Source organism: Nonomuraea salmonea (genome assembly GCF_042428605.1).
In the GTDB taxonomy this organism is placed as follows: domain Bacteria; phylum Actinomycetota; class Actinomycetes; order Streptosporangiales; family Streptosporangiaceae; genus Nonomuraea; species Nonomuraea salmonea.
On record NZ_JBHMCF010000046.1, the window covers coordinates 422,109 to 445,001 of the forward strand.

19 protein-coding genes are annotated in these 22,893 nt (G+C 70.9%); 15 read left to right on the forward strand and 4 right to left on the reverse strand.

The features are described from left to right. Positions 1-7 precede the first annotated feature (7 nt). On the forward strand, positions 8-1,210 hold the full coding sequence (locus ACFFR3_RS42340; protein WP_379484973.1) for a low temperature requirement protein A: 1,203 nt from the start codon (positions 8-10) through the stop codon (positions 1,208-1,210). 22 nt (positions 1,211-1,232) lie between these two features. Here ACFFR3_RS42340 and ACFFR3_RS42345 read toward each other — a convergent pair whose 3' ends face one another. Both ACFFR3_RS42345 and ACFFR3_RS42350 read right to left on the reverse strand, forming a co-directional pair. Continuing rightward, positions 1,233-1,916 (reverse strand): nitroreductase, encoded by a 684-nt coding sequence (locus ACFFR3_RS42345; protein ID WP_345404873.1) that lies wholly within the window; start codon positions 1,914-1,916, stop codon positions 1,233-1,235. Beyond that, positions 1,906-2,493, reverse strand: a complete 588-nt coding sequence (locus tag ACFFR3_RS42350) for a TetR/AcrR family transcriptional regulator (RefSeq protein WP_345404876.1) — start codon at positions 2,491-2,493, stop codon at positions 1,906-1,908. The genes ACFFR3_RS42345 and ACFFR3_RS42350 overlap by 11 nt, the downstream gene beginning before the upstream one ends. A gap of 217 nt (positions 2,494-2,710) precedes the next feature. Between ACFFR3_RS42350 and ACFFR3_RS42355 the strand changes: the two genes are divergently transcribed. From ACFFR3_RS42355 to ACFFR3_RS42375, 5 genes are all read left to right on the forward strand, one after another. Further along, positions 2,711-4,174, forward strand: a complete 1,464-nt coding sequence (locus ACFFR3_RS42355; protein ID WP_379484974.1) for a sialidase family protein — start codon at positions 2,711-2,713, stop codon at positions 4,172-4,174. A 202-nt stretch (positions 4,175-4,376) separates the two neighbouring features. Beyond that, the gene (locus ACFFR3_RS42360) at positions 4,377-5,168 is read left to right on the forward strand and encodes a hypothetical protein (protein ID WP_379484975.1); all 792 of its coding nucleotides are present in this window, start codon (positions 4,377-4,379) and stop codon (positions 5,166-5,168) included. Positions 5,169-5,237: 69 nt separating this feature from the next. Then, positions 5,238-5,804, forward strand: a complete 567-nt coding sequence (locus ACFFR3_RS42365) for a dihydrofolate reductase family protein (RefSeq protein WP_345404885.1) — start codon at positions 5,238-5,240, stop codon at positions 5,802-5,804. Between the two features lie 298 nt (positions 5,805-6,102). Then, on the forward strand, positions 6,103-7,329 hold the full coding sequence (locus ACFFR3_RS42370; RefSeq protein ID WP_379484976.1) for a NucA/NucB deoxyribonuclease domain-containing protein: 1,227 nt from the start codon (positions 6,103-6,105) through the stop codon (positions 7,327-7,329). Between the two features lie 69 nt (positions 7,330-7,398). Next, complete coding sequence (locus tag ACFFR3_RS42375) at positions 7,399-8,013, forward strand: hypothetical protein (protein ID WP_379484977.1); 615 nt, start codon at positions 7,399-7,401, stop codon at positions 8,011-8,013. Between the two features lie 69 nt (positions 8,014-8,082). On the opposite strand, the gene ACFFR3_RS42380 is transcribed toward ACFFR3_RS42375, so the two are convergent. Then, positions 8,083-10,590: an ATP-dependent Clp protease ATP-binding subunit gene (locus tag ACFFR3_RS42380; protein ID WP_379484978.1), complete on the reverse strand. Its 2,508-nt coding sequence runs from the start codon at positions 10,588-10,590 to the stop codon at positions 8,083-8,085. Positions 10,591-10,887: 297 nt separating this feature from the next. On the opposite strand from ACFFR3_RS42380, the gene ACFFR3_RS42385 reads away from it, so the two are divergent. Genes ACFFR3_RS42385 through ACFFR3_RS42415 form a run of 7 tightly spaced genes read left to right on the forward strand, consistent with a single transcriptional unit; the run spans position 10,888 to position 17,955 of the window. Continuing rightward, positions 10,888-11,823 (forward strand): GNAT family N-acetyltransferase, encoded by a 936-nt coding sequence (locus tag ACFFR3_RS42385; protein ID WP_364381757.1) that lies wholly within the window; start codon positions 10,888-10,890, stop codon positions 11,821-11,823. Further along, on the forward strand, positions 11,820-12,524 hold the full coding sequence (locus ACFFR3_RS42390; protein ID WP_364381760.1) for a PIG-L deacetylase family protein: 705 nt from the start codon (positions 11,820-11,822) through the stop codon (positions 12,522-12,524). Before ACFFR3_RS42385 ends, ACFFR3_RS42390 begins: the two co-directional genes overlap by 4 nt. Before the next feature lie 26 nt (positions 12,525-12,550). Continuing rightward, a complete protein-coding gene (locus ACFFR3_RS42395; protein WP_364381763.1) occupies positions 12,551-14,170 on the forward strand; it encodes an ABC transporter substrate-binding protein in 1,620 nt (539 codons plus the stop codon). Then, positions 14,167-15,147, forward strand: coding sequence for an ABC transporter permease (locus ACFFR3_RS42400; protein WP_345404909.1), 981 nt, complete (start codon positions 14,167-14,169; stop codon positions 15,145-15,147). The genes ACFFR3_RS42395 and ACFFR3_RS42400 overlap by 4 nt, the downstream gene beginning before the upstream one ends. Next, positions 15,144-15,974 (forward strand): ABC transporter permease, encoded by an 831-nt coding sequence (locus ACFFR3_RS42405; RefSeq protein WP_345404912.1) that lies wholly within the window; start codon positions 15,144-15,146, stop codon positions 15,972-15,974. Before ACFFR3_RS42400 ends, ACFFR3_RS42405 begins: the two co-directional genes overlap by 4 nt. Then, positions 15,971-16,954 carry an ABC transporter ATP-binding protein gene (locus tag ACFFR3_RS42410; protein WP_345404915.1) on the forward strand — a complete coding sequence of 328 codons (984 nt, stop codon included), beginning with the start codon at positions 15,971-15,973 and terminating at the stop codon, positions 16,952-16,954. Before ACFFR3_RS42405 ends, ACFFR3_RS42410 begins: the two co-directional genes overlap by 4 nt. Next, on the forward strand, positions 16,951-17,955 hold the full coding sequence (locus ACFFR3_RS42415) for an ABC transporter ATP-binding protein (RefSeq protein WP_364381768.1): 1,005 nt from the start codon (positions 16,951-16,953) through the stop codon (positions 17,953-17,955). Before ACFFR3_RS42410 ends, ACFFR3_RS42415 begins: the two co-directional genes overlap by 4 nt. Here the strand turns inward: ACFFR3_RS42415 and ACFFR3_RS42420 are convergent. Further along, complete coding sequence (locus tag ACFFR3_RS42420) at positions 17,942-19,093, reverse strand: M20 family metallopeptidase (RefSeq protein WP_364381771.1); 1,152 nt, start codon at positions 19,091-19,093, stop codon at positions 17,942-17,944. The genes ACFFR3_RS42415 and ACFFR3_RS42420 overlap by 14 nt on opposite strands. A 125-nt stretch (positions 19,094-19,218) precedes the next feature. Between ACFFR3_RS42420 and ACFFR3_RS42425 the strand changes: the two genes are divergently transcribed. Both ACFFR3_RS42425 and ACFFR3_RS42430 read left to right on the forward strand, forming a co-directional pair. Further along, the gene (locus ACFFR3_RS42425; protein WP_379484979.1) at positions 19,219-22,587 is read left to right on the forward strand and encodes a LamG-like jellyroll fold domain-containing protein; all 3,369 of its coding nucleotides are present in this window, start codon (positions 19,219-19,221) and stop codon (positions 22,585-22,587) included. Positions 22,588-22,615: 28 nt separating this feature from the next. Then, positions 22,616-22,888, forward strand: coding sequence for a hypothetical protein (locus ACFFR3_RS42430; RefSeq protein ID WP_379484980.1), 273 nt, complete (start codon positions 22,616-22,618; stop codon positions 22,886-22,888). Positions 22,889-22,893 lie beyond the last annotated feature (5 nt).

The window sequence follows — 22,893 nt, forward strand, 5'->3', positions numbered from 1 at the left end:
AGACGGCATGAGGATCAGGGTTCGGATGCGGGCGCGGCCCATCGACGAGCCGCACCGCGTGGCCAGCCCGCTGGAGCTGCTGTTCGACCTCACCTTCGTGGTGGCGGTCGCGGCCGTCACCGCCCAGTTCGCGCACGCGATCGTGGAGGGGCACGCGGCCGGCGGGATCGCGCCGTTCCTGCAGGTGTTCTTCGCCATCTGGTGGGCGTGGATGAACTTCACCTGGTTCGCCTCGTCCTACGACACCGACGACGTCGGCTACCGGGTGCTGACCATGGTGCAGATGGCCGGCGTGCTGGTGCTGGCCGCCGGGGTGCCGGTCGCGGCCGAGCACGCCGACTACGGCTTCGTCACCCTCGGCTACGTCATCATGCGGATCGGCCTGGTTCTGCTGTGGTTGCGGGCCGCCTCGGGGGACCCGGCGCGGCGCCGCACCGCGCTGCGGTACGCCGCCGGCATCTCCGTCGTCACGGTGGGCTGGCTCTACCATTCCGTGCTCGCGCCGGTGAGCGCCGAGCTGCCGCTCTTCGTCGTCCTGGCGCTGCTGGAGCTGGCGGTGCCCCTGTGGGCGGAGCGCGAGCGGCCCACGACCTGGCATCCGCATCACATCGCCGAACGGTACGGGCTGTTCACGATCATCCTGCTCGGTGAGAGCGTGCTCGCGGTGTCCCGAGGGGTGGCGGCGGCGATGGAGGCGGGCGAGGTCGGCGGCCGGTTCGTGGTGGTCGCGGTGTCGGGGCTCGTGGTGCTGTTCGCGTTGTGGTGGCTGTACTTCCTGGTGGAGGCCGGCGAAGGGCTCAGCGGGCGGCGCGACCGGTCCTATCTGTGGGGGTACGGGCATTACGGCATCTTCGCGGCGCTGGCCGCGCTGGGCGCCGGGCTGGAGGCGGCGACCGAGGAGGGCGGGCATGGCGTCGCCGGGCCGCTCACTTTGGGGTACGCCGTGGCGATTCCGGTGGGGGTGTTCCTGCTGCTGCTCGGGGCGGTGTACAGACTGATCGCGGCGCGGCCTGTGGTGCCTTCCCTGGTGTTGTGGGCCTTCGCCGCCGTGGTCGCGGCGCTGCCGGCGGCCTCACCCTGGATCGGCGTGCACGGGGTGGTCGCGGCGATCGCGGCGAGCTGCGTGCTCCTGGTCACTGCCACGATCGTCATGACGGGCTCTGCCGCCGCGAGGGCTCACGGTGACAGAGCAGATAGGGCACTGGCGTAGCCGCCGCCGGCGAGCCCGACGATCACGTCCAGAAGCGGGTGGTCTCCTCAAGGGAGGCCCGGCCGGTCAGGACGGCGCTGCCCGGCACGTCGGGATCCTGATACCCGAAGGAGACCCCGAACAGCAGCTTGCGATCACGCACCCCGAGCTGCTCCCGCACGGTGTCGGCGTAGAAGCTCAGCAGCCCCTGGGGACAGCTCGCGATCCCGTACGCAGAAAGGGCGAGCAGCAGAGTCTGGCCGTACATGCCCAGGTCGGCGGCCATCCGAGCCTCGCCGTTCGACGGGAGGAAGAGCAGCGCGACGTGCGGGGCGCCGTAGAAGCGGAGGCTGTCGAGCTGGTACGCGTCACGCGCCGCGTGGTCGTCCCTGGCGATGCCGAGGGCGCCGTACAGCGTCGTGCCGAACGCCTGGCGGCGGGCCGCGTGGACGCTGGTGTAGAGGCCGGCGCTGTAGGGGAAGTCGGTGGACGGCGCGCCACGGGCGTGGGCCGCCAGCAGCGCCTTGCTGAGCGCGTCGCGGGCGGCCCCGCTGACGACCTCGACGCTCCACGGCTGGGTGTTGCTGTTCGAGGGCGCCGCGCCGGCCAGCGAGAATACGGCCCGCATCACGGCGTCGGGCACGGGATCGGGACGGAAGGCGCGCACCGCACGCCGATCGCGGATCAACCGCTCGGCGTACTCGGGCGGCAGAACGTCAGTGGACATCGCTCTCCTCCTGGTCGAGAAAGGCGTCGAGGAGCCGGTCGACGGCGGTCACCAGGCCGGCGGCCGAGCGGCCGGGGTCGAAGACCTGGCTGGTGATGTGGGCGCCGTCCACCAGCATCTGGATGAGGTAGGCGACCTGCCCGGGATCGGCCAGGGGCAGCGGCTCGACGAGTTCGGTGAAGAGCTCGAGGTAGCGCTGCTTCTGCTCCTGGGCGGCCACGCGCACCGGATGGGCCCGGTCGGGGAACTCCACCACGGTGTTCGCCAGCGGGCACCCGCGATGCCCGGGTGCGGCGATGGCCTCGGCGATCTCCGCGACCACGCGCCGCAGCTGCGCGCGCGGATCGCCGGGGCAGGCCGCGCGGACCGTCTCGATGATCTCCTGCGGCGAGATGCCCTTCTCCCGCAGGTACGCCACGGCCAGCTCGTCCTTCGAGCCGAAGGCCCGGTAGATGCTCGGCTTGCCCACGCCGGACCGCTCGGCGATCTCGGCGACGCCGGTGCTCCGGACGCCCTCCTGGTAGAAGATCTCGCGGGCGGCGTCCCAGACGCGCTCTCCCGCCGGTGTCAGCCCCATCGTGCTCCTCCATGCGTACCGATCGGTACTGAGCACCGTGCTGATCGGTACTCCCGGCGTCAAGCGCGGTGGGGCCGACTGGTCCGTGGAGGGGCAGTCAAGAGATGGATTTCGCTGATGCCCAGGTCAGCGGCCATTATGATCATTCCTCCACAAAGTTGATCTTTCCGTTGTAAGGTTCCTGCCGGAAACCGCAACGAGAATGAGGAACCAGCTCGTGATCCGACGCCCCAGGGCACTGTTAAGCGCAACTGCCGTCCTCCTCGCCACCGCCACCCCGCTCGCCCAGCCGGCCGCGGCCGACGACGCGGGCGCCAAGCCGGCCGTCGTGCGGCCGGTCTCGGGCGTCAGCCCGCTGCCCGCCGACTGCGGCGGCCCCCCGGCGGACGGCTACGTCCTGAACCCGAACACCGAGGTCCTCCCGGCGCTCGCCGCGGACCCGAGGCGGCCCCAGCGCCTGGTCACGGTCTTCCAGCAGGACCGCTGGAACCGGTACGGCAGCAACGGCGCCCTCGCCGCCGTCTCCGACGACGCCGGCCGGACCTGGACGACCTCCAGGAACATGCCGGCCTTCTCCCGCTGCAACGGCGGCACGGCGGCCAACGGCGGCGACTACGACGTCACCACCGACCACTGGGTCACCGTCACCCCGTCAGGCGCGGCGATCGCCGCGTCGCTGTCGATGTCCCGCGCCGGTGACGTGACCGCGATCCTGGTCTCCAGGTCCGGCGACGGTGGAAGGACCTGGGGCCCGCCGGTGACGCTGCAGCGCGACGACACCGTGCGCTTCTTCAACGACCGGCCCTCGGTAACCGCCGACCCCTACCGGCCGGGCGTGGTCTACGCCGTGTGGGACCGCATCGACGACCAGTCCACCGAGGCCGAGCCGAACTGGATCCAGCCCGTCTACCTGGCCAGATCCACCGACGACGGGCGTACGTGGACGACCAGCAAGGTGTTCGACGTGCCGAGGAACAGCGGCGTCATCGGCACCCAGCTCGTCGTCCTCCCCGACGGCACGCTGCTGATCGGCATGCACCACGAGACCATCGACGAGGGCTTCACCCAGGTCATCCGCTCCACTGACGGCGGCAGGACCTGGGCCAAGACCTTGGACGTGCCCGCCCCCATGGCCGTCGGCCCCCGCATCCCCGACCCCGACGACTCGGGCGACCCCATCAGGAACGCCGCCCTCCCGCTGCTCGCCGCCCAGCCGGGCACCCAGGTCGTGCACGCGACCTGGCCGAGCCAGGACGCCGACGGCGCCTTCCACGTGGCCTACGCGCGCTCGGCCGACGGCGGGCGTACGTGGTCGAAGCCGGTGCGCATCGACAGGACGCCCACGGGTTCGGCCGCCGTTCCCGCGGTGGCGGTGTCGCGGACCGGCACCGTGGCGGTCACGTACTACGACTTCCGCAACAACACCTCCGGCCCCGACCTGCCCACCGACCTGTGGGCCGTGACCTGCGCGAGCGGCTGCACGCAGCCCGGCGCGTGGCGCGAGCAGCACATCGAGGGCCCGTTCGACACCCGAGCCTTCCCGTCGACCAGCGTCGGACGCCTGCTCGGCGACTACACCGGCCTGGTCGCGACCGGCTCCTCCTTCGCCGCCGTGTACGGCGTGACGACCGGCGACGCCGCCAACCCGGTGGACCTGCACAGCGCCACCTTCTCCCGATAAAACGCCCGAAGGCGTGGTTCCCGGTGAATGGCCGGGGCCACGCCGTCGCGTACCCGATTAAGCTCCTCGCCAATTCGCCGGCCGCCGTGATTGATCCGCGTTTCCCCAGGAAATGACAGGTTCCGCGCCCAGCATCGGACCCGCACAACCGCATGTCCGATATGCGCGAGAATTCGAGGCAATTTCGTTTTCTGGGGGATTCATGGGTACATTTCGCGGCCGGCGTTTCGGCCTGATCATCTCAGCGGCGGCTCTGGCGCTGGCCACGCCCTTGGTCACGTACGCCGACACGCCATCGCAAAGGAGCGCGGCGGGTGAAGCGGCGCTTCCCGGCATCATCCCCGCCAGCCGGTGGGGCGTGATCGGCCGCAACACCCTGGGCTCGCCGAGCGCCGTCCTGCGCGAAGGCCCCTACGGACGCACCGAGGCCACGGCGTTCGCGGCCACCCAGCCCCCGCCGTACGGACGCGGCAGCCTCGGCATCATCGTCGGCAGCGGCACCGAGAAGATCGCCTGGGGCAACGAGACGCTCTACGCGGACAAGCCGCTGTCGTCCATCAAGAAGCTCAAGTACTGGGTGTTCGCCGGCATGGACAGCCTCACCGGCGTCAGCCTGCCGAACATCACCATCGAGGCCGACCCCAACGTCGGCTCCGCCGAGTACACGAGCCTCGTCTACCTGCCGAACACCTCGACCAGCCCGTCCGCACCGTCGGAGCCCCGCCCCAACGTCTGGCAGCAGTACGACGCCTCCGCCGACAACGGCAAGTGGTGGGCCACCGGCAGCACAGGCGGCACCATCACCTGCACCCAGGCGTCACCGTGCTCGTTCCGCCAGCTCAAGGAGAAGCTGCCCCAGGCGGTGATCAGCCTCAGCCTCGGCATCTCCAAGGGCAGGGACAACGCGTTCGTCGGCGCCGTGGACGGCCTCCAGGTCAATCACACGGTCTACGACTTCGAGTTCAACGGCGTCCGCACGAGATCCGTGCGCTGAGGCGCGATGAGTTCCCCGGCTCCAGGGAGTCATACTCCGGAAACAACGGTGCCGAGGAGGAACTCTAGGATGCGCAACGTCACGTACTCGATGGGCGTCTCGCTCGACGGCTACATCGTCGGGCCCGACGGCGGCTTCGACTGGGCCGAGCCCGATCAGGAGATCTTCCGCCACCACATCGACGAGATCCGGCAGGTCGGCGTCCACCTGATGGGCCGGCGGCTGTACGAGACCATGCTCTTCTGGGAGACCGCCGACCAGGAGCCGTCCATCGACGACGACACCCGCGAATGGATCGGGCTCTGGAACCCGCTCCCCAAGGTCGTCTTCTCCACCACGCTGCCGGAGGTGCGGGGCAACGCCCGCCTGGCCTCCGGCAGTCTCGCCGAGGAGATCGAGCGGCTGCGCGCCGAGCCGGGGGAGGGGGAGATCGCGATCGGCGGCGCCACCCTCGCCGCCGAGGCCGCCGCCGCGGACCTGATCGACGAATACCGGGCCGTGGTCTACCCGGTGCTGGTGGGCGGCGGCATCCCGTACTTCCCGCAGGGCAAGCGGCAGGTGGAGCTCGACCTCCTCGAAACCCGCACCTTCCCCTCGAAGGCGGTCGCCTACCGCTACCGCGTGCGGCGCGCGTGAGCGACGCGGCCGGCCGGCCGTCCGAGGGAAGGTCGGCCCACCTCCTCGTACGCCCTATTTACGGGCAGGCGGCAACCCTCCTATCGGCTCCCCAGCCAATAGCCTGACCTGCTGAAATACCCCGATATATCGGGAAATTACGATTTTCCTCTACTTCCAGTGCGCATGTCGGTCAAGGGGTTGTTTGCGGCAGAAGTCGAACACATAATCGTGGGCGCCGAAGCAGCCACGGGCGGGGGACTCGCCCAAGTACGCCCGCCCGTGGGCCACTTACCGCAAACAGGGAGTGTGTACCCAGATGCGCGCACGATCCATCCTGGCCGTCTTATCCTGCGCAGCCGCCCTGCTGAGCATCGTCACCACCCCGGCCTCGGCCGCCGCGCCCCCGTCCCCGCAGCTCGCCTTATCCGAGCCCACTGAGGGCTCCGACCAGCCCGCCCGCAAGAAGGGCACGAAGGCCGTCCAGCACAAGACACCGGCCTGCCCGACGCCCAAGGAAGGCGAAACGGCCGCCTGCCTCCAGGTCGTCACCCCGAAGACCCCCTTCACCCAGCAGCGCCCCCGCGCGCAGGTGCAGGACATCCTGCCGATTCCGGACTGGTGCATCGAGAACGCCTTCACCGGCGTGTGGGCTCTGCGCACCTCGGCGTGCGAGATCACCGGGCTGCTCTACACCACGTACCGCGTCGTCAACGGCGTGCGAACGGTGACCGGCGAGGCGTCGTTCAACGTCATCAATTACAGCTACAGCTCCACTGACCTGCCCGACTGGGCGCACCAGATCGAGCTGTCGGCCTACCAGGGCTGGGGTGACGCCCTGGCCGCCAGCCTGTCGGGCACGACCACCGCGAGCGGCTCCTGCACCACCGCCGGCGCCACCTTCCCGTCCCGCCCGATCTCCCCGCTGGGCACCTGGATCCAGGGCGAGTCGTACTTCAGCACCACCGCCACCGCCCCCGGCGCGATCGGCACCTGCACCACCACCTGGTCACTCACGTTCACCAACGGCACCTACACCCCGGCCGGCATCGGCTTCGACATGAGCGAGATCCGCTGCGACAACGCCACGGCGGGCCGGGCGGCCATCGGCTGCGTCGTGCCGTGGTACGCCTCCGAGCTGGTCTACAGCCAGAGCCTCTACCCGTCACTGGCCTCGCACGTCTCGCGCGCCCAGGCGTCCGGGCTCCCCGGGGCGACCTTCGACGCGCCGCTGACGCGTACCACCAACGAGACGATCATCAACACCAACCGCAGCCTCGCCTGCGGCGATGCCCCCTCGATCAGCGGGCTGAGCTGCGACGAGTACCCGATCGCCCGCTCGTACGAAGGGCTGAGCTCCGGCGGCACACGGCGGACGTTCGACGGCTGCAACTTCAGCCTGCCCGGCCAGACCGGCCCGACCGGCGTGTCCGTGTGCATGATCACCGCCACCGAGAACAACGCGCAGGGCGGCCTGAACACCCAGTTCTTCCGCCGCGAGCGCGTCCTGGACGGCGATCCCTTCCGGGTCACCGTGGGCACGTGACATCCTGCTGAAGCCTGACGGGGCCCTGCCGTGCCCGGCGCGGCAGGGCCCGCTCGCGAAGGAGGCGAGATGGACGCGTCAGCCGAGGTGCGCGTGAGCGACCACGCCTTCGGGCTGCTGGACGACGGCGACCTGCCGATCGGGACGGCCGACCACTCCAACGGGCTGATCATCGTGATGTCGGCCGGCGCGCTCCTCTACACCGGCATCGACACCGGCACCGTCCACGTCGCCCTCACGCTCACCGAGCCGCCCGGCGACGTCGACGCGTCCTGGGAGGACGTGGTCGAGGCGAGCGTGCACGCGCCACGCGGCCGGCTCCGCCTCGACTCCCCGGATCACGGCCCCGTGCCCGCCGTCCCCCTGCTCAGCGCGGCGGGCCCCGGCTGGTACCGGGTCCGAGCCTGCGTACGCGGCCGGGACCGCCACTTCGACGCCGTGCACGACGACCCCGGCGAGGCGTACCACCTGTGGGTGTGGCCGGCCCCACCGGTGCCGGCCAGCCTCATCCGCACCACCGACCGCTGCGGCGCCGCCCTGCGCGCCACCCCGGCCCGGCGCCCGCCCCGGCAGAAGAGCGGGCAGGAGAGCGGGCAGGAGAGCGGGCAGGAGAGCGGGCGGCGGACCGGGGACCGGCTGGACGAGGCGATCCGCCGGGCCACCGGCCGGCCGCTCAAGGAGTGAGACACCGCTGCCGGCGAGAAGCCTGGGACCCCTCACCCCTCGCCCACGACCAGAGCTGAGGCGTGGCGGTCAGGCGGCCGGCTCGGGGTTGGCGGCCCTGAGCCGGAGCGTGTCGCCCTCGACGTCCACCGTGACCTTCCCGCCCTTGGCCACCTCGCCGGTCAGCAGCATGGCCGACAGCCGGTTGTCCAGCTCGCGGTGGACGGCGCGGCGCAGCGGGCGGGCGCCGAACTCCGGCTGGTGCCCGCGCTGGGCGAGCCAGTCCTTCGCGGCGTCGCTCACTTCCAGCGAGATGTCCTGGGCGCGCAGCCGGCCGCGGGTGCGCTCCAGCAGCAGGTCGATGATCTGGCGGAGCTGCTCGCGTTCGAGCCGCTTGAAGATGATCGTCTCGTCGATGCGGTTCAGCAGCTCGGGACGGATCGTGCGGCGCAGCAGGTCCATGAGCCGGTCCTCCAGCTCGGAGACGTCCCCGGTGGCCTCCAGGATGAGCTCGGCGCCGATGTTGCTGGTCATGATGACGATGGCGTTGGTGAAGTCGACGGTGCGGCCCTGGCCGTCGGTGAGGCGGCCGTCGTCGAGCATCTGCAGCAGGATGTTCATCACGTCGGGGTGGGCCTTCTCGATCTCGTCGAGCAGGATCACGCAGTGCGGGCGGCGGCGTACGGCCTCGGTGAGCTGCCCCGCCTCCTCGTAGCCGACGTAGCCGGGCGGCGCGCCGATGAGCCGGGAGACCGTGTGCCGCTCCTGGAACTCGCTCATGTCGATGCGGACCATGTGGTCCTCGCCGCCGAACAGCGCGGCGGCCAGGGTCCTTGCCAGCTCGGTCTTGCCGACGCCCGTCGGGCCGAGGAACAGGAAGCTGCCGATGGGGCGGTTCGGGTCCGACAGGCCCGCGCGCGCCCTGCGTACGGCCTCGGCGATGGCGGTGACGGCCTCGTCCTGGCCGATGACCCGCTCGTGCAGGTGCTCCTCCAGCCGCATGAGCCGGTCGCGCTCCTGCTCGGTGAGCTGGGTGACGGGGATGCCGGTACGGCGCGAGACGACCTCGGCGATGTCCTCCACCATGACCTGCGGCGCGCTGTCGCGGTGCCGGCGGGCCCGCTCCAGCTCGGGGCGGAGCTTGGCGATCTGGGCGGTCACCTCCTTGGCCCGGTCGAAGTCGTCGGCGGAGACCGCCTGGTCCTTGTCGCGGCGCATCGACTCCAGGCGTTCCTCCAGCTCGCGCACGTCGCTGCCGGGCGTGCTCGCCCGCAGCCGGACGCGGGCGGCGGCCTGGTCCATCAGGTCGATGGCCTTGTCGGGCAGGAAGCGGTCGGTGATGTAGCGGGCCGAGAGGGTGGCGGCGGCGTCGAGGGCCTCGTCGGTGATGCGGACCTGGTGGTGGGCCTCGTACGTGTCGCGCAGCCCGGCGAGGATCTCGACCGTCTGCTCCACGGTCGGCTCGGCGACCAGGATCGGCTGGAAACGGCGCTCGAGCGCGGCGTCCTTCTCGATGTTCTTGCGGTACTCGTCGATCGTGGTGGCGGCGATGACGTGCAGCTCGCCGCGCGCCAGGGCGGGCTTGAGTATGTTGGCGGCGTCCATGCCGCCCTCGGCCGAGCCGGCTCCGACGAGCGTGTGCACCTCGTCGATGAACACGATGACCTCGTCGGCGTGCGCGCGCACCTCGTCGATGACCTTCTTGATGCGCTCCTCGAACTCGCCCCGGTACTTCGACCCGGCGACCAGGCCGGTCAGGTCGAGCGCGATGACCCGCCGGTCCTTCAGCGGGCCGGGGACGCTGCCGTTCACGATGCGCTGGGCGATGCCCTCGACGATCGCGGTCTTGCCCACGCCGGGCTCGCCGATCAGGCACGGATTGTTCTTGGTGCGGCGCGAGAGCACCTCGATGGACTGCTCGATCTCGTCCTCGCGGCCCACGACCGGGTCCACGCGGCCCTGGCGGGCCTCCTCGGTGAGATCGCGGCCGTACTCGTCGAGCGAGGGCGTGCCGCCGTTGCCGTGGCGGGGTTCGTCGGCGGGACGGGACACCGCGCCGGCCAGCACGGCCTGCTGCAGTTCGTTGGCCGAGACGCCCTGCTCGCTCAGGACGCGCGCGGCCGTGGAGTCGGGGTTGGCGGCCAGCGCGAGCAGCAGGTGCTCCGGCCCGATGTAGGAGGAGCCGAGCGCGCGCGAGACGCGCTGCGCGTCCAGGATGGCGCGTTTGGCGGCCGGCGAGAGCGTGGTGGGCGGCTCGGTGGCCTCGCCCGGTGTCGCGAGGTCGCCGATCCGGTCGCGCAGCCGTTCGACGTCCACTCCCGCGGTGGTCAGCAGCGAGCGGGTCGCGTCGGTGTCGATCAGGGCGCCGAGGAGGTCGAGGACGTCGAGGTCGGGCGCGCCCCGCTGCCCGGCCCGCTCGACGGCCGATCGCAGCGCCTCCCTGGCCGAGGCGCTGAGCAGCCGGCCGACGTCCACGCGCTGGACGCCCGGCCGGGACGGCGGCCAGCCCTCCATGGCGCCGAACACCCGCCCCGTGAGTTCCTCGAACCCTCTGAACGGGTCTTCTCCGAAAAATGACCTGAACGGTATGTCCGACATGGATGTCCCCTCTCACGCTCCGAGGGGACACCTAGCCAGCAGGGCCGCAAGCATTGCCAGTGGTCGGCAAAGCCTCGAGCGGCCGTCGCGAGCACCGTACCCAAGATCGACTCGTCGCTCAACGTGTGTCCGGTATGCGGGCATCCCGTGGCAGACATCCATAGATACCGCACTTGAAAACAATCTTCCACATGAACGACTTGTTAGAAAATTTCTTCCCAAATCTTCTTGACCTGGGCCGTTGACACTGGGGAAGCTGTGGCGGGAGTGCCGAAAGGTGAAAGGACCGCTCCCTCCATGGTCACCCTCCGCCCCTTCCAGCCAGGCGACGAGACCCCCCTGGTCGAAGCCTGGAACCGCAGCATGCCGGCCGACCCCACCACGGCCGGCTGGTTCAGGGACTGCGTGCTGCTCGACCCCAACTTCGACCCCGAGGGCCTGCGCGTGGCCGTGACCGGGGACGACGTGGTGGGCTGCGCGTACGCCGTCCGCCGCCTGATCCCGTTAGCGCCCGGCACCGACCTGGAGCCGGACATCGGGTGGATCCCGTTCTTCTTCGTCGTCCCCGAGCACCGCGGCGGCGGCCTCGGCCGGCGGCTGCTGCAGGAGGCGGTGACGTTCCTGGAGGGCCTCGGCCGCACCAAGGTGGAGTTCTCCTCCTACACCCCCAACTACGTGCTGCCGGGCGCGGACGCCGAGCTGTACCCCGCCGGGTTCCGGCTGCTCGGCGAGCTGGGCTTCCAGACGCTCTACTCGCCGGTCGCCATGGACCGCACGCTCGTCGGCTACCAGACCCCGCCCGACGTGCACGACCTGCGCCGGCAGCGCGAGCGCGAGGGCTACGTCTTCCGCAGCCCCGAGACCGGCGAGCTGCCTGAGCTGATCAGGTTCGCCGCCGACGCCTTCAACCCCGACTGGGGCGAGGCGATCAGGCAGCACCGCGACCCCGCGCGCATCGTGATCGCGAGAAAAGATCACATCGTGGGCTTCGCCCTGTACGCCGCCTACCGCGGCATCCCCGAGCGGTTCGGCCCCTTCGGCGTCGACCCCGGCCTGCGCGGCACCGGTCTCGGCAAGATCCTCCTCCACCTGACCATGACCAGGATGCGCGCGGAAGGGCTGCACTCGTCCTGGTTCCTGTGGACCGGCGCGACCAGCCCGGCAGGCCACCTCTACACCAAGGCCGGCTACGAGATCACCAGAAAGTTCCACGTGATGAGGCGATCCGCATGACACACGTACTCGCCATCGGGGCCCACGCGGGCGACATGGACCTGACCGCGGGCGCGGTGCTCGCCCAGCACGTGCTGCGCGGCGACCGCGCGACGCTGCTGCACCTGACGCTCGGCGAGCGCGGCCACCCCCGCATGACGGTGCCCGACTACGCCAAGCAGAAGCGCGAGGAGGCCGAGACGTTCGCCGAGAAGATCGGCGCCGGCGTGCGCTTCCTCGACTACGAGGACGGCCTGCTGCCCGAGGACGACGACACCAAGATGCGCGTCGGCGACATGATCAGGGAGCTGAAGCCCGACGTCATCCTCACGCACTGGAGCGCGTCGATCCACAAGGACCACGCCCGCACCCACCGCATCGTCGAGGACGCCCGCTTCTACGGCGGCCTGAAGACGCTGGAGCGCGAGCGCGAGGCCTACTGGGCGAACGAGCTCTACTACGCCGACAACTGGGAGGACGCCGAAGGCTTCGCGCCCGACACGTTCGTCGACCTGAGCGAGGAGGCGTACGAGATCTGGTCGCAGGCCATCACCGGCTACGCCTACGCCAGGGGCGAGACCTACGGCTTCCCGTACGTCGACTACTACCGCGCGCTGACCATCGTGCGCGGCGCGCCGGCCGGGTTCAAGCGGGCCCAGGCGTTCGCGGCGCCGAAGGGCTCGCGTCAGCTGCGCACGAAGTACTTCGGCAAGGGGGCGTAGGCATGAGACGACCGGTGATGAGGCCAGTGAGCAGGGCAGTGGCGATGGCGGCCGCGCTGGCGCTGGCCCTGGCGGGCTGCTCCGGCGGCGGGGGCGGCGGTGGCGGCACGGCCAAGAGCGGGGACGCGCCGCCGCTGGTGATCCACGCCGTGGACGCGGGCACGTTCCAGGAGGACTTCAACCCGTACCACCTCGAAGGCGTGAACTTCGGGACCAGCGGGATGATCCACGAGACCCTCATGTACTTCAACAAGCTCAAGCCGGGCGAGGTCACGCCCTGGCTGGCGCTGGAGCACGAGTGGTCGAAGAAGGGCAAGGCGGTCACCTTCACGCTGCGGCAGGGCGTGAAGTGGTCCGACGGGCAGCCGTTCACCGCCGACGACGTGGCGTTCACCTTCGACATGCTGAAGAAGCACGCCTCGCTCAACAGGAGCGCGCTGGACATCGCCGGCACCGAGGTGCTCGCGCCCGACAAGGTGCGCATCGACTTCGGCGCCACCTCCTACGCCAAGCTGTACGACATCGCCGGCGCCTCGCCCATCGTGCCCAAGCACATCTGGGAGAAGGAGAACGACCCGGCCACCTTCACCAACCCCAAGCCGGTCGGCACCGGGCCCTACACGCTGTCGAAGTTCTCCTCCCAGCTGTACGAGCTGGTCAAGAACCCGTCCTACTGGCAGCCCGGCAAGCCCGAGGTGCCGGTGCTGCGCTTCCCCGCGTACACCGCCAACGCCCTGCAGACCGCGCTGCAGCAGGGCGAGGTCGACTGGGCGGGCGCGTTCGTGCCCGACATCGACAAGATCTACGTGCAGGGCAAGCCGGAGCAGAACAAGTACTTCTTCCCGCCTGAGGGCCTGGTCAACCTGCTGCCCAACCTCACCCACCCGGTGCTGGGCAAGCCCGAGGTGCGCCAGGCCATCAGCCTCGCCATCGACCGGGACAAGATCGTCAAGGTGGCCGAGCGGGGCTACACCACGGTCGCCCACCCGACCGGCGTGACGATGCCGGGCGGCGAGGCGTACGTGCCGGAGGAGTACCGCGACGCCGCCTTCAAGGTGGACATCGCCAAGGCCAAGGAGCTGCTCAAGGGCATCGACCCGGCGCAGCTGAAGTTCCAGCTGCTGGTGCCGTCGCCGTACACCGACTGGGTGAACGCCGCACAGCTCATCCGCGAGGACCTCGCCAAGATCGGCATCACCGTCGAGACCAGGGGAGTGGCTTTCCAGGACTGGGTCTCCAAGGTCGGCAAGGGCGACTACGACCTGTCGATCAGGGGCACCCAGGCCGGGCCCACCCCGTACTTCCAGCTCCGCACGCTGCTCTACGGCAAACTGGCCACGCCCGTCGGCGAGCCGGCCACCGGCAACTACCAGCGCTGGAAGGACGAGACGACCGACAAGCTCATCGCCGAGTACGCCGCCACCGAGGACCTCGCCGAGCAGCAGGCCGCCACCCAGGGCCTGGGCAAGATCATGGTGGAGAAGCTGCCCGCGCTGCCGCTGTTCTACAGCCCGTCCTGGGCGCAGTACCGCACCGACAAGTACGTCGGCTGGCCGTCCGAGCAGGACCCGTACGCGATGCCGTCGCCCTACACCTCGCCCGACGCGGCCGTGGTGCTGCTGAGACTGAAGCCGGCCGGCACGTGAGGTTCCTGGCCAGGCGGCTCGGCTTCTACCTCCTGACGGCCTGGGCCGCCATCACGCTCAACTTCCTGATCCCCCGGCTCATGCCGGGGGATCCGGTCGAGCTGCTGGTCGCCCGCATGAAGGGGAACGTGGAGCCGGCCGCCATCGACGCGATGCGCAAGGCGTTCGGCATCAGCGACGCCGGCCTGTGGCAGCAGTACGTGGACTACCTGGTCAACCTCGCCCACGGCGAGCTGGGCCGGTCGATCACGTTCTTCCCCACCGAGGTCTCCACGGTCATCGCCGACAGCCTGCCGTGGACCATCGGCCTCGTCGGCGTCGCCACGCTGATCAGCTACCTCATCGGCACCGCGCTCGGCGTGATCATGGCGTGGAAGCGTGGCACCTGGCTCGACGGCGTGCTGCCGGCCGCCACGTTCATGCACGCGGTGCCGTACTTCTGGGTCGCGCTGGCGCTGGTGTTCGTCTTCGGCGTGACGCTGCAGTGGTTCCCGGTCAGCCGCGCGTACGGGCTGGAGGTGACGCCCGGCTGGGACGGCGAGTTCATCCAGAGCGTGCTCTACCACGCCGCGCTGCCCGCGATCACCATCGTGATCGCCTCCATGGCCGACCGCATCCTCGGCATGCGCAACGTCATGGTGACCACGCTCGGCGAGGACTACGTGGTGATGGCCGAGGCCAAGGGCCTGACCTCGCGCCGGGTCATGTGGGCCTACGCCGCCCGCAACGCGATCCTGCCCAACATCACCAGCTTCGCGTTGTCACTCGGCTTCGTGGTGGGCGGCTCGGTGCTGACCGAGATCGTCTTCTCCTATCCCGGCATCGGCTCGATGCTGCTCAAGGGCGTGGAGAACGAGGACTTCCCGCTCATGCAGGGCATCTTCCTGGTCATCTCGCTGGCCGTGCTCGTCGCGAACTTCCTGGCCGACCTCGCGTACGTGGTGCTCGACCCCCGGACCAGGCAGGAGTCGGAATGAAGATCAAGATCGGGGCCGGGATCCTCGTCTTCTTCGCGCTGGTGGCCGTCCTCGGGCCGCTGCTCATCGGCGCCGATCCCGCCGCCACCAGCGACGCCGGGCTGCAGGGCCCGTCGGCCGAGCACTGGCTCGGCACCACCCAGACCGGGCAGGACATCCTCGTCCAGCTCGTCTACGGCGCCCGCGTCTCGCTCGGCGTCGGCGTGCTGTCGGCGCTCATCGCGACCGTGCTCGCCGTCGCGGTCGGCCTGGTCGGCGGGTACGTCGGCGGCGCCGTGGACGAGGCGCTGTCGGTGCTCACCAACATCTTCCTCGTGCTGCCCGCGCTCCCGCTCATCATCGTGCTGGCCGGCTACCTGCCGCAGCGCGGCGTCGCCTCGGTCGCCGTGGTGATCGCGGTGACCGGCTGGGCGTGGGGCGCGCGCGTCCTGCGCGCCCAGACCCTGTCGGTACGCCGCCGCGACTTCGTCCAGGCCGCCAGGGCGAGCGGCGAAGGACCGCTGCGGATCGTCTTCTTCGAGATCCTGCCGGTCCTGCTGCCCGTCATCGCCACCAGCTTCCTGGCCACCGTGGTCGCCGCGATCCTGGCCGAGGCCGGGCTGTCGTTCCTGGGCCTGGCCGACCTGTCCACCGTGAGCTGGGGCAGCATGCTGTACTTCGCGCAGAACGGGCAGGCGCTGCTCATCGGGGCCTGGTGGTGGTTCATCCCGCCCGGCCTGTGCATCGCGCTCATCGGCACGGGCCTCGCCCTGGTGAACTTCGGCATCGACGAGATCGCCAACCCGCGGCTGCGCACGATCAAGGTCCCCAGGAAGGCACGCGCATGAACGTCCTGGAAGTCCGCGACCTCGGCGTGGACTACCTGTCCGGCACCGGAGCCGTGCACGCGGTGTCGGGCGTCTCGCTCGACCTGCGCCGCGGCGAGATCCTCGGCCTGGCGGGCGAGAGCGGCAGCGGCAAGTCCACGCTGGCCAACGCGGTGGCGCGGCTGCTGCGCCCGCCCGCCACCGTCACCTCGGGGTCGGTCGTCTACCGCCGCAAGGACGGCACCGCCGTGGACGTGCTCGCCCTCGGCAGGAACGAGCTGCGCGCCTTCCGCTGGAAGGAGCTGGCCGTCGTCTTCCAGAGCGCCATGAACTCCCTCAACCCGGTCAGCACCGTGGGCGCCCAGATCGACGACGTGCTGCGCATCCACGCGCCCCGCATGTCCCGCTCCGACCGCACCGAGCGGGCCGTGGAGCTGTTGCAGCGCGTCGGCATCAGCGCCGACCGCCGCCGCTCCTACCCGCACGAGCTGTCCGGCGGCATGCGCCAGCGCGCCGCCATCGCCATCGCGCTCGCGCTCAACCCCGAGATCATCATCATGGACGAGCCGACGACCGCGCTCGACGTGGTCGTGCAGCGCGACATCCTCGCCGAGATCAAGGCATTGCGCGAGGAGTACGGCTTCGCGGTCGTCTTCATCACCCACGACCTGTCGCTGCTCATGGAGATCTCCGACAGGATCGCCATCATGTACGCGGGCCGGGTCGTGGAGACCGGGACGGCCAAGGCGCTGCACCGGTCGCCGCGTCATCCGTACACGCTGGGCCTGCTGCGCTCCTTCCCCCGCCTGCGCGGGCCGCGCGAGGAGCTGCTCGGCATCCCCGGCACCCCGCCCGACCTGCGCAGCCCGCCGCCCGGCTGCGCTTTCCACCCCCGGTGCGGCAAGGCGTTCGAGGAGTGCTCGCAGACTCTTCCCGTGCTTCGTGCCGGGACGGACGGCGAGGTCGCGTGCCTGCTCAACGACGGGAGGGGCCTGTCATGAACACGGACATGATCGTCCTGGAGGGACGTAACCTCACCAAGCACTTCACCGCCGCCCGCGGCCCGCGCGGCCGCTTCGGCAAGCGCCCGCCGGTGCGGGCCGTCGAGGACGTCTCGATCGCGCTGCGCGCCGGCTCGGTGACGGCGCTGGTCGGGGAGAGCGGCTGCGGCAAGAGCACGGTCGCGCGGCTGCTCGCTCAGGTCTATCCGGCCACGTCGGGCGAGGTGCTGCTGCGCGGCGAGCCGGTACGCGCCCACCGCGGCGCCGCCTTCAAGGAGTACCGGCGCCAGGTCCAGCTCATCTTCCAGGACCCCTTCGCCTCCCTGAACCCCTTCCACCGCGTCCGCTACCACCTGGCCAGGCCGCTGCGACTGCACGGCCATGCCCGCACCGACGCCGAGGAGCGCGAGCAGGTCGCCGAGCTGCTCGAACGCGTCAGCCTCACGCCGGTCGAGCAGTTCATGGACAAGATGCCGCACGAGCTGTCCGGCGGGCAGCGGCAGCGGGTGGCGATCGCGCGGGCGCTCGCCGTCCGTCCCGTCGCGCTCATCGCCGACGAGCCCGTGTCCATGCTGGACGTCTCCATCAGGCTCGGCGTCCTGCGGCTGCTGGAGGGGCTGGCCAGGGACAACGATCTCGCGCTGCTCTACATCACGCACGACATCGCCAGCGCCCGCTACTTCGCCGAGGACATCACGGTCATGTACGCGGGGCGGCTCATCGAGAGCGGGCCCAGCGAGGAGCTGACGCAGTCGCCGCGGCATCCGTACACGCAGCTGCTGCTGGACTCGGCCCCCGACCCCGACCGGATGGCGGCCCCCGCGGGCAAGCGGCACGGCGAGCCGCCCAGCCTCATCGCCCCGCCGAGCGGCTGCCGGTTCCACCCCCGCTGCCCGGTGGCGCTGCCGGTCTGCTCGACCGAGGTGCCGGGACGTACCGAGCTGGGCGAGGGCCGCTGGACGCACTGCTGGCAGGCCGAAGCGACGGTCACCACACCGTGAACGGCAGGGCGGCGTAGACGCGGGCGGCGTCGGCGAGCTCGCCGACGCCGATCCGCTCGTCCGTCTGGTGCATCAGGGAGACGTCGCCGGGCCCGAAGATCACCGTCGGGACGCCGGTCGGCGGCTGCAACACCGACGCGTCGGTGAAGTAGGCGGCGCCACCCACCTCGGGCCGGCGCCCCAGCACCTCCTCCGCCGCCCCCTGCACCGCTCCGGCCAGCGGATCATCGACAGGCGTGGAGACCGGGGAACGGTCATAGGTCACCTCGACCGTGGCACGGAACGCCGGGTCGCGCCGCGCCGCCTCATCCAGCACGGCCTGGAAGCGCGCCGCCGGCTCGCCGGCGTGTTGCCCCGGCACCGTACGGATGTCGAAGTCCACCGCGCAGGCGTCGGGCACCACGTTCAGCGCGCTACCCCCGCTGATCACGGTCGGCGTGGACGTGGCCCCGCTGAGCAACGGATGCGACGGCCCCGACACATCGACCGCCGCCAGCTCAGGCAACACCCGCGCCATGTTGAGAATCGCGTTCACCCCGAGGTCGGGACGCGACGCATGCGCTCCCGTCCCGCGAACGACCACCCGCAACCGCACACACCCCTTGTGCGCGACCACCACCCGCATCCCGGTCGGCTCACCGACCACCATCCACCCCGCCCCGGTCATGCCCCCGGACGCCAGCAGCCGCCGCGCCCCCGCGCAGTCGACCTCCTCACCGACCAGCGCATGCAGCACCACATCACCCGGCAGCCGGCGACCGGACCGCTTGATGGCGACCATCGCGGAGAGCATCGCCGCCAGCCCGCCCTTCATGTCCACGGCCCCGCGCCCCCACAACATCCCGTCCGCGATCTCCGCACCGAACGGATCCCGCGTCCAGGCAGCCGACCCGACCGTCACGGTGTCGAGGTGCCCGCAGTAGACGAAAGCCCGCGCATCCTCCCCGGCCCCCGCCAACCGGACGGTCACGTTGGTCCGGTCGGGCGCCACCTCGTCCGCCCGCACCTCCAGCCCCGCCGCCCCGGCGACCTCGACCAGCACGCGCGCGACCCGAGCCTCGTCACCGGGCGGATTACACGACTCAACCCGCACCAACCGCTGCGCGAGCCCCACGACCTCATCGGCATCGACGATCACAGCCGCGATCCTACGCTCCCGGCCGGAGGGGGCCCGGCCGTGAAACCGGCGTGTAACCGGCCCTTCCTACGTTGGCACGGCCGGGACGGACGGGCGGGTCAGGGGTGGACAGGATGCTTCGAGTGATGGTCATGGTCGTTGCGCTGATCGTCGGGCTCGTCGTGGGCCTGCCGGCGGCGGAGAGTATCAGCGGGGGAGACGCGGCGGCCGCCTTACGCCTGCCGCCACCCGACGACGAGTCCTCCGCCATGAGCAGGGCCAAGGAGCTCGGGCAGCCGGTGGAGATCATGTCCAGCCGGACGTCCACGACGCGGATCTTCGCCGAGCCGGACGGCAACCAGCGCATGGTCGTCTCGGCGCTGCCGACGTCCGCGCTGAAGGGCTCCGCATGGGTGGACATCGACCCGGCCCTGGAGCGGCGGCCCGACGGCACGGTGGCGCCCGCCGTCGCCGACATCGACCTGGCCTTCTCGGGAGGCGGCTCCGGGCCGCTGGTGCGGGCGGCCAAGGGCGGTGTGTCGATCGCGTACACGTGGCCGGCGCCACTGCCCGTGCCCACGCTGAGCGGCGCGGTCGCGACCTACCCCGAGGTGCTGCCCGGCGTCGACCTGACGCTCACGGCGGGACCCGACGGCTTCTCCCAGGTTCTCGTGCTGCGCCGCCCGGTCCAGGAGGACCTGGCCGACATCCGCCTCGGCACCCAGGTGACCGGCGGCTCGCTGCACATCGACAAGACGGGAAACCTCACCGTGCTCGACGACACGGGCCAGGTCGCCATGCACGGGAACGCGCCGCAGATGTGGGACTCGTCAGGCTCGGCGACCGAGATCGGCGACCGCCTCGTCGGGCCGCGCACCGGCGACGCGACGGCCGCGGTCGCCGCGCGCATGGAGGGGAGCACTCTCGTGCTCACCCCCGACCGCGACTTCCTGAGCGCCCCCGGCCTGACCTATCCCGTGTACATCGACCCGCCGATGCACGGCGCCGGCCGGGCCGCCTTCGCCTTCGTCTCCCGGCACTTCAGCAGCACCCGGTACTACGGCAGCAAAGACGTGGCCAGGGTCGGCTACTACAACGACCCGAACGTGCCCTCAGGACCCACCCAGGACACCTACCGGTCCTTCTTCCGGATGAACACCGCCCCGGTCAACGGCAAGCACATCATCAGGGCGACGTTCCGTACGTACGAGGTGTACTCCTGGTCCTGCTCGGCGCGGCCGGTGGAGTTGTGGCACACCGGCACCATAGGGACGGGCACCACGTGGAACGCCCAGCCGAGCTGGAGGACACGGGTCGCCACCGTCACCGTCGCCAAGGGCTACAACTCCAGCTGCAACGACGGCGGGGTCGACTTCAACGCCACCTCGATCGTGACCACGGCGGCCGCCGGCAAGTGGGCGGACCTCACCCTGGGCCTGCGCGCCTCCAGCGAGAGCGACACGTTCGGCTGGAAGAAGTTCCGCAACAACCCGGTGCTGGAGATCACCTACAACACCAAGCCGAACGTGCCCGACCAGCGCTCCGCCATGGTGGGCTCGGCGCAGGGGGTGCCGTGCGCCACGGGCACGGCGGCGCCGTACGTCACCACGCCGGCGCCCACGCTGCGGGCACGCGTCAACGACGCCGACGGCTCCAAGGGTCAGACGGTCCGGGCGCACTTCGAGTGGCACACCGGCGGCGCCAAGGTCGGCGAGCGCTACACCGCCTACGTCGCCAGCGGCACGCCCGTGACCGCCCCGATCCCCGCCGGCGCGTTCGCGGACGGCGCCAGGGTCTCCTGGCGGGTACGCGGCCAGGACGGCACCGCCACCAGTGGCACGAGCGACTGGTCGCCCTGGTGCGACCTGATCGTGGACACGAGCAGACCGTCGAAGTCGCCCTCCGTCACCTCCGCCGACTACCCGGAGACGCCTGAGGGCGGCGACCCCGTTCCCGCCGGAGGTGTCGGCGTCATGGGCACCTTCATCTTCCGCGCGGACCCGGCCGACACCGACGTGGGCGCCTTCCTGTACGCGCTGAACGACGACGAGCCGGGCACCGCGACCGTCGTGCCGGTGTCCGCCGGCGGCACCGCGGTGATCAAGGCGACACCGTCGCGGAACCTGCTCAACACCCTCTACGTGTGGAGCCGCGACAAGGCCGGCCACCTCGGCCCGTACCGGCGCTACGAGTTCAGCGTGCGCTCGGCGAAAGCCCCGATGATCCACTGGAGGCTGGACGAGACCACCGGCGACGCCGCCGCCGACTCCTCCGGCAACGGCCACCACGCCACTCGGGTCGCGGCCCCGGTGCCCGCCGACGGGCCGGTCTGGACCAGGGGCTGGGACAAGGGCGGGGTGCGGATGGCCAAGGGAGGCCGCTTCCACTCTCAGGGCACGGGGCTGATCCGGACCGACCGCAACTTCAGCGTCGCGGCGTGGGTGCGGCTCACGGACAAGACGAACAACCGGATCGTGCTGAGCGTGGACGGCGCTCACCGCGACGGCTTCCACCTGATGTACAACGCGACGTTCGACCGGTGGGCGATGGTCATGGCCTCCGCCGACACCGCCGAGCCGGTCACGTACCACATGGCCCGTTCCGACGGGCCCCCGGCGATGAACAACTGGACCCGCCTCGTGGGCACCTTCGACGCGGCCACCGGCACGATCGGCCTGTACGTGGACGGCCGCCCGCAGGCGATCACCAGCACGCACTCCGCCCCCTGGAACGCGACGGGCGTGCTCAACATCGGCAGGGGCAAGAACCCCGACGTCCCGTGGTGGGGCGAGGTGGACGACGTGCGCGTCTACGACCGGGTGGTCTATCCCGCCGAGGCCGCGACGCTCGCGAGCCGGCCGGTCGTGGCGGAGGGACACTGGAGGTTCGACGAGCCGAGCGGCACCACCGCGCTCGACTCCTCAGGGCGTGGCCGCCACGCCGAGTTCAACGGCGCGGTGATGCGCTACGAGGGCTGGCTGGGCGGCGCGGTGGGCACCGGCCTGCCCAACGTCTCCGCTCCCGCCGGTACGGCCGGCGTCGCGGCCGTGCCGAGCGGCTTCGTCCAGACGGCCGGGCCCATCCTGCGCACGGACCGCAGCTACACGGTCGCCGCCTGGGCCCGCATCGTCGGCACCAAGCATTCCTCCCACCGGGTGCTGGACCACGGCGCCTTCAAGCTCGTCTACGACCAAGGGTCCGACCGCTGGGCCGTGACGATGCGGACCTCCGACGGAGGCGCGTCCGCGGTGACCGTGCGGTCGGACGCCCCGGCGGAGGCCGGCGCCTGGACCCACCTGGCGGCGACGTACGACTATGGGACCTGCGAGCTGCGGCTCTATGTGGACGGAGTCCTGCAGAACACGGCGACCAACCGGAGCGCCCCGTACGTCGGGCAGCAGCTGATCATGGGCGGGCAGGGCGGAGTGGACTCGATCAGGATGGATCTCGACGACGTACGCGCCTACTCGGGGGTCCTGACCGAGGACGAGATCGCCGACCTCGCGGAGCAATGAAACCGTTCGAGCCGAACCGGAGAAGAACATGAACGCACTCAAAGCCCTCTTACTCGCACTGGCCCTGGTGATCGGCGGAGCCACGAGCGCGGCCGCCATTCCGCCACCGCCACCCGGCAACGAGTGCCCCGACGAGCCGGGAGGCGGGGGCGACGCCGGGGAGGAGGGCGACGGTGGCACGGGCGACGGTGGCACGAGTGACGGTGGCACGGGCGACGGTGGCACGGGCGACGACGACGGGGGCCCTGGCTGCACCGACAGCCACTGGACCAGGCCGCTCGACGGCTGGGGCCGCGCATAGGAGCC

What these genes read in the sequence shown, in the direction of transcription:
- ACFFR3_RS42415 (WP_364381768.1), top strand. Translation starts at nt 16,951, where the DNA reads ATGAACACGGACATGATCGTCCTGGAGGGACGTAACCTCACCAAGCAC.
- ACFFR3_RS42380 (WP_379484978.1), bottom strand. Translation starts at nt 10,590, where the DNA reads ATGTCGGACATACCGTTCAGGTCATTTTTCGGAGAAGACCCGTTCAGA.
- ACFFR3_RS42345 (WP_345404873.1), bottom strand. Translation starts at nt 1,916, where the DNA reads ATGTCCACTGACGTTCTGCCGCCCGAGTACGCCGAGCGGTTGATCCGC.
- ACFFR3_RS42340 (WP_379484973.1), top strand. Translation starts at nt 8, where the DNA reads ATGAGGATCAGGGTTCGGATGCGGGCGCGGCCCATCGACGAGCCGCAC.
- ACFFR3_RS42425 (WP_379484979.1), top strand. Translation starts at nt 19,219, where the DNA reads ATGGTCATGGTCGTTGCGCTGATCGTCGGGCTCGTCGTGGGCCTGCCG.
- ACFFR3_RS42390 (WP_364381760.1), top strand. Translation starts at nt 11,820, where the DNA reads ATGACACACGTACTCGCCATCGGGGCCCACGCGGGCGACATGGACCTG.
- ACFFR3_RS42365 (WP_345404885.1), top strand. Translation starts at nt 5,238, where the DNA reads ATGCGCAACGTCACGTACTCGATGGGCGTCTCGCTCGACGGCTACATC.
- ACFFR3_RS42385 (WP_364381757.1), top strand. Translation starts at nt 10,888, where the DNA reads ATGGTCACCCTCCGCCCCTTCCAGCCAGGCGACGAGACCCCCCTGGTC.
- ACFFR3_RS42410 (WP_345404915.1), top strand. Translation starts at nt 15,971, where the DNA reads ATGAACGTCCTGGAAGTCCGCGACCTCGGCGTGGACTACCTGTCCGGC.
- ACFFR3_RS42430 (WP_379484980.1), top strand. Translation starts at nt 22,616, where the DNA reads ATGAACGCACTCAAAGCCCTCTTACTCGCACTGGCCCTGGTGATCGGC.
- ACFFR3_RS42375 (WP_379484977.1), top strand. Translation starts at nt 7,399, where the DNA reads ATGGACGCGTCAGCCGAGGTGCGCGTGAGCGACCACGCCTTCGGGCTG.
- ACFFR3_RS42350 (WP_345404876.1), bottom strand. Translation starts at nt 2,493, where the DNA reads ATGGGGCTGACACCGGCGGGAGAGCGCGTCTGGGACGCCGCCCGCGAG.
- ACFFR3_RS42405 (WP_345404912.1), top strand. Translation starts at nt 15,144, where the DNA reads ATGAAGATCAAGATCGGGGCCGGGATCCTCGTCTTCTTCGCGCTGGTG.
- ACFFR3_RS42370 (WP_379484976.1), top strand. Translation starts at nt 6,103, where the DNA reads ATGCGCGCACGATCCATCCTGGCCGTCTTATCCTGCGCAGCCGCCCTG.
- ACFFR3_RS42360 (WP_379484975.1), top strand. Translation starts at nt 4,377, where the DNA reads ATGGGTACATTTCGCGGCCGGCGTTTCGGCCTGATCATCTCAGCGGCG.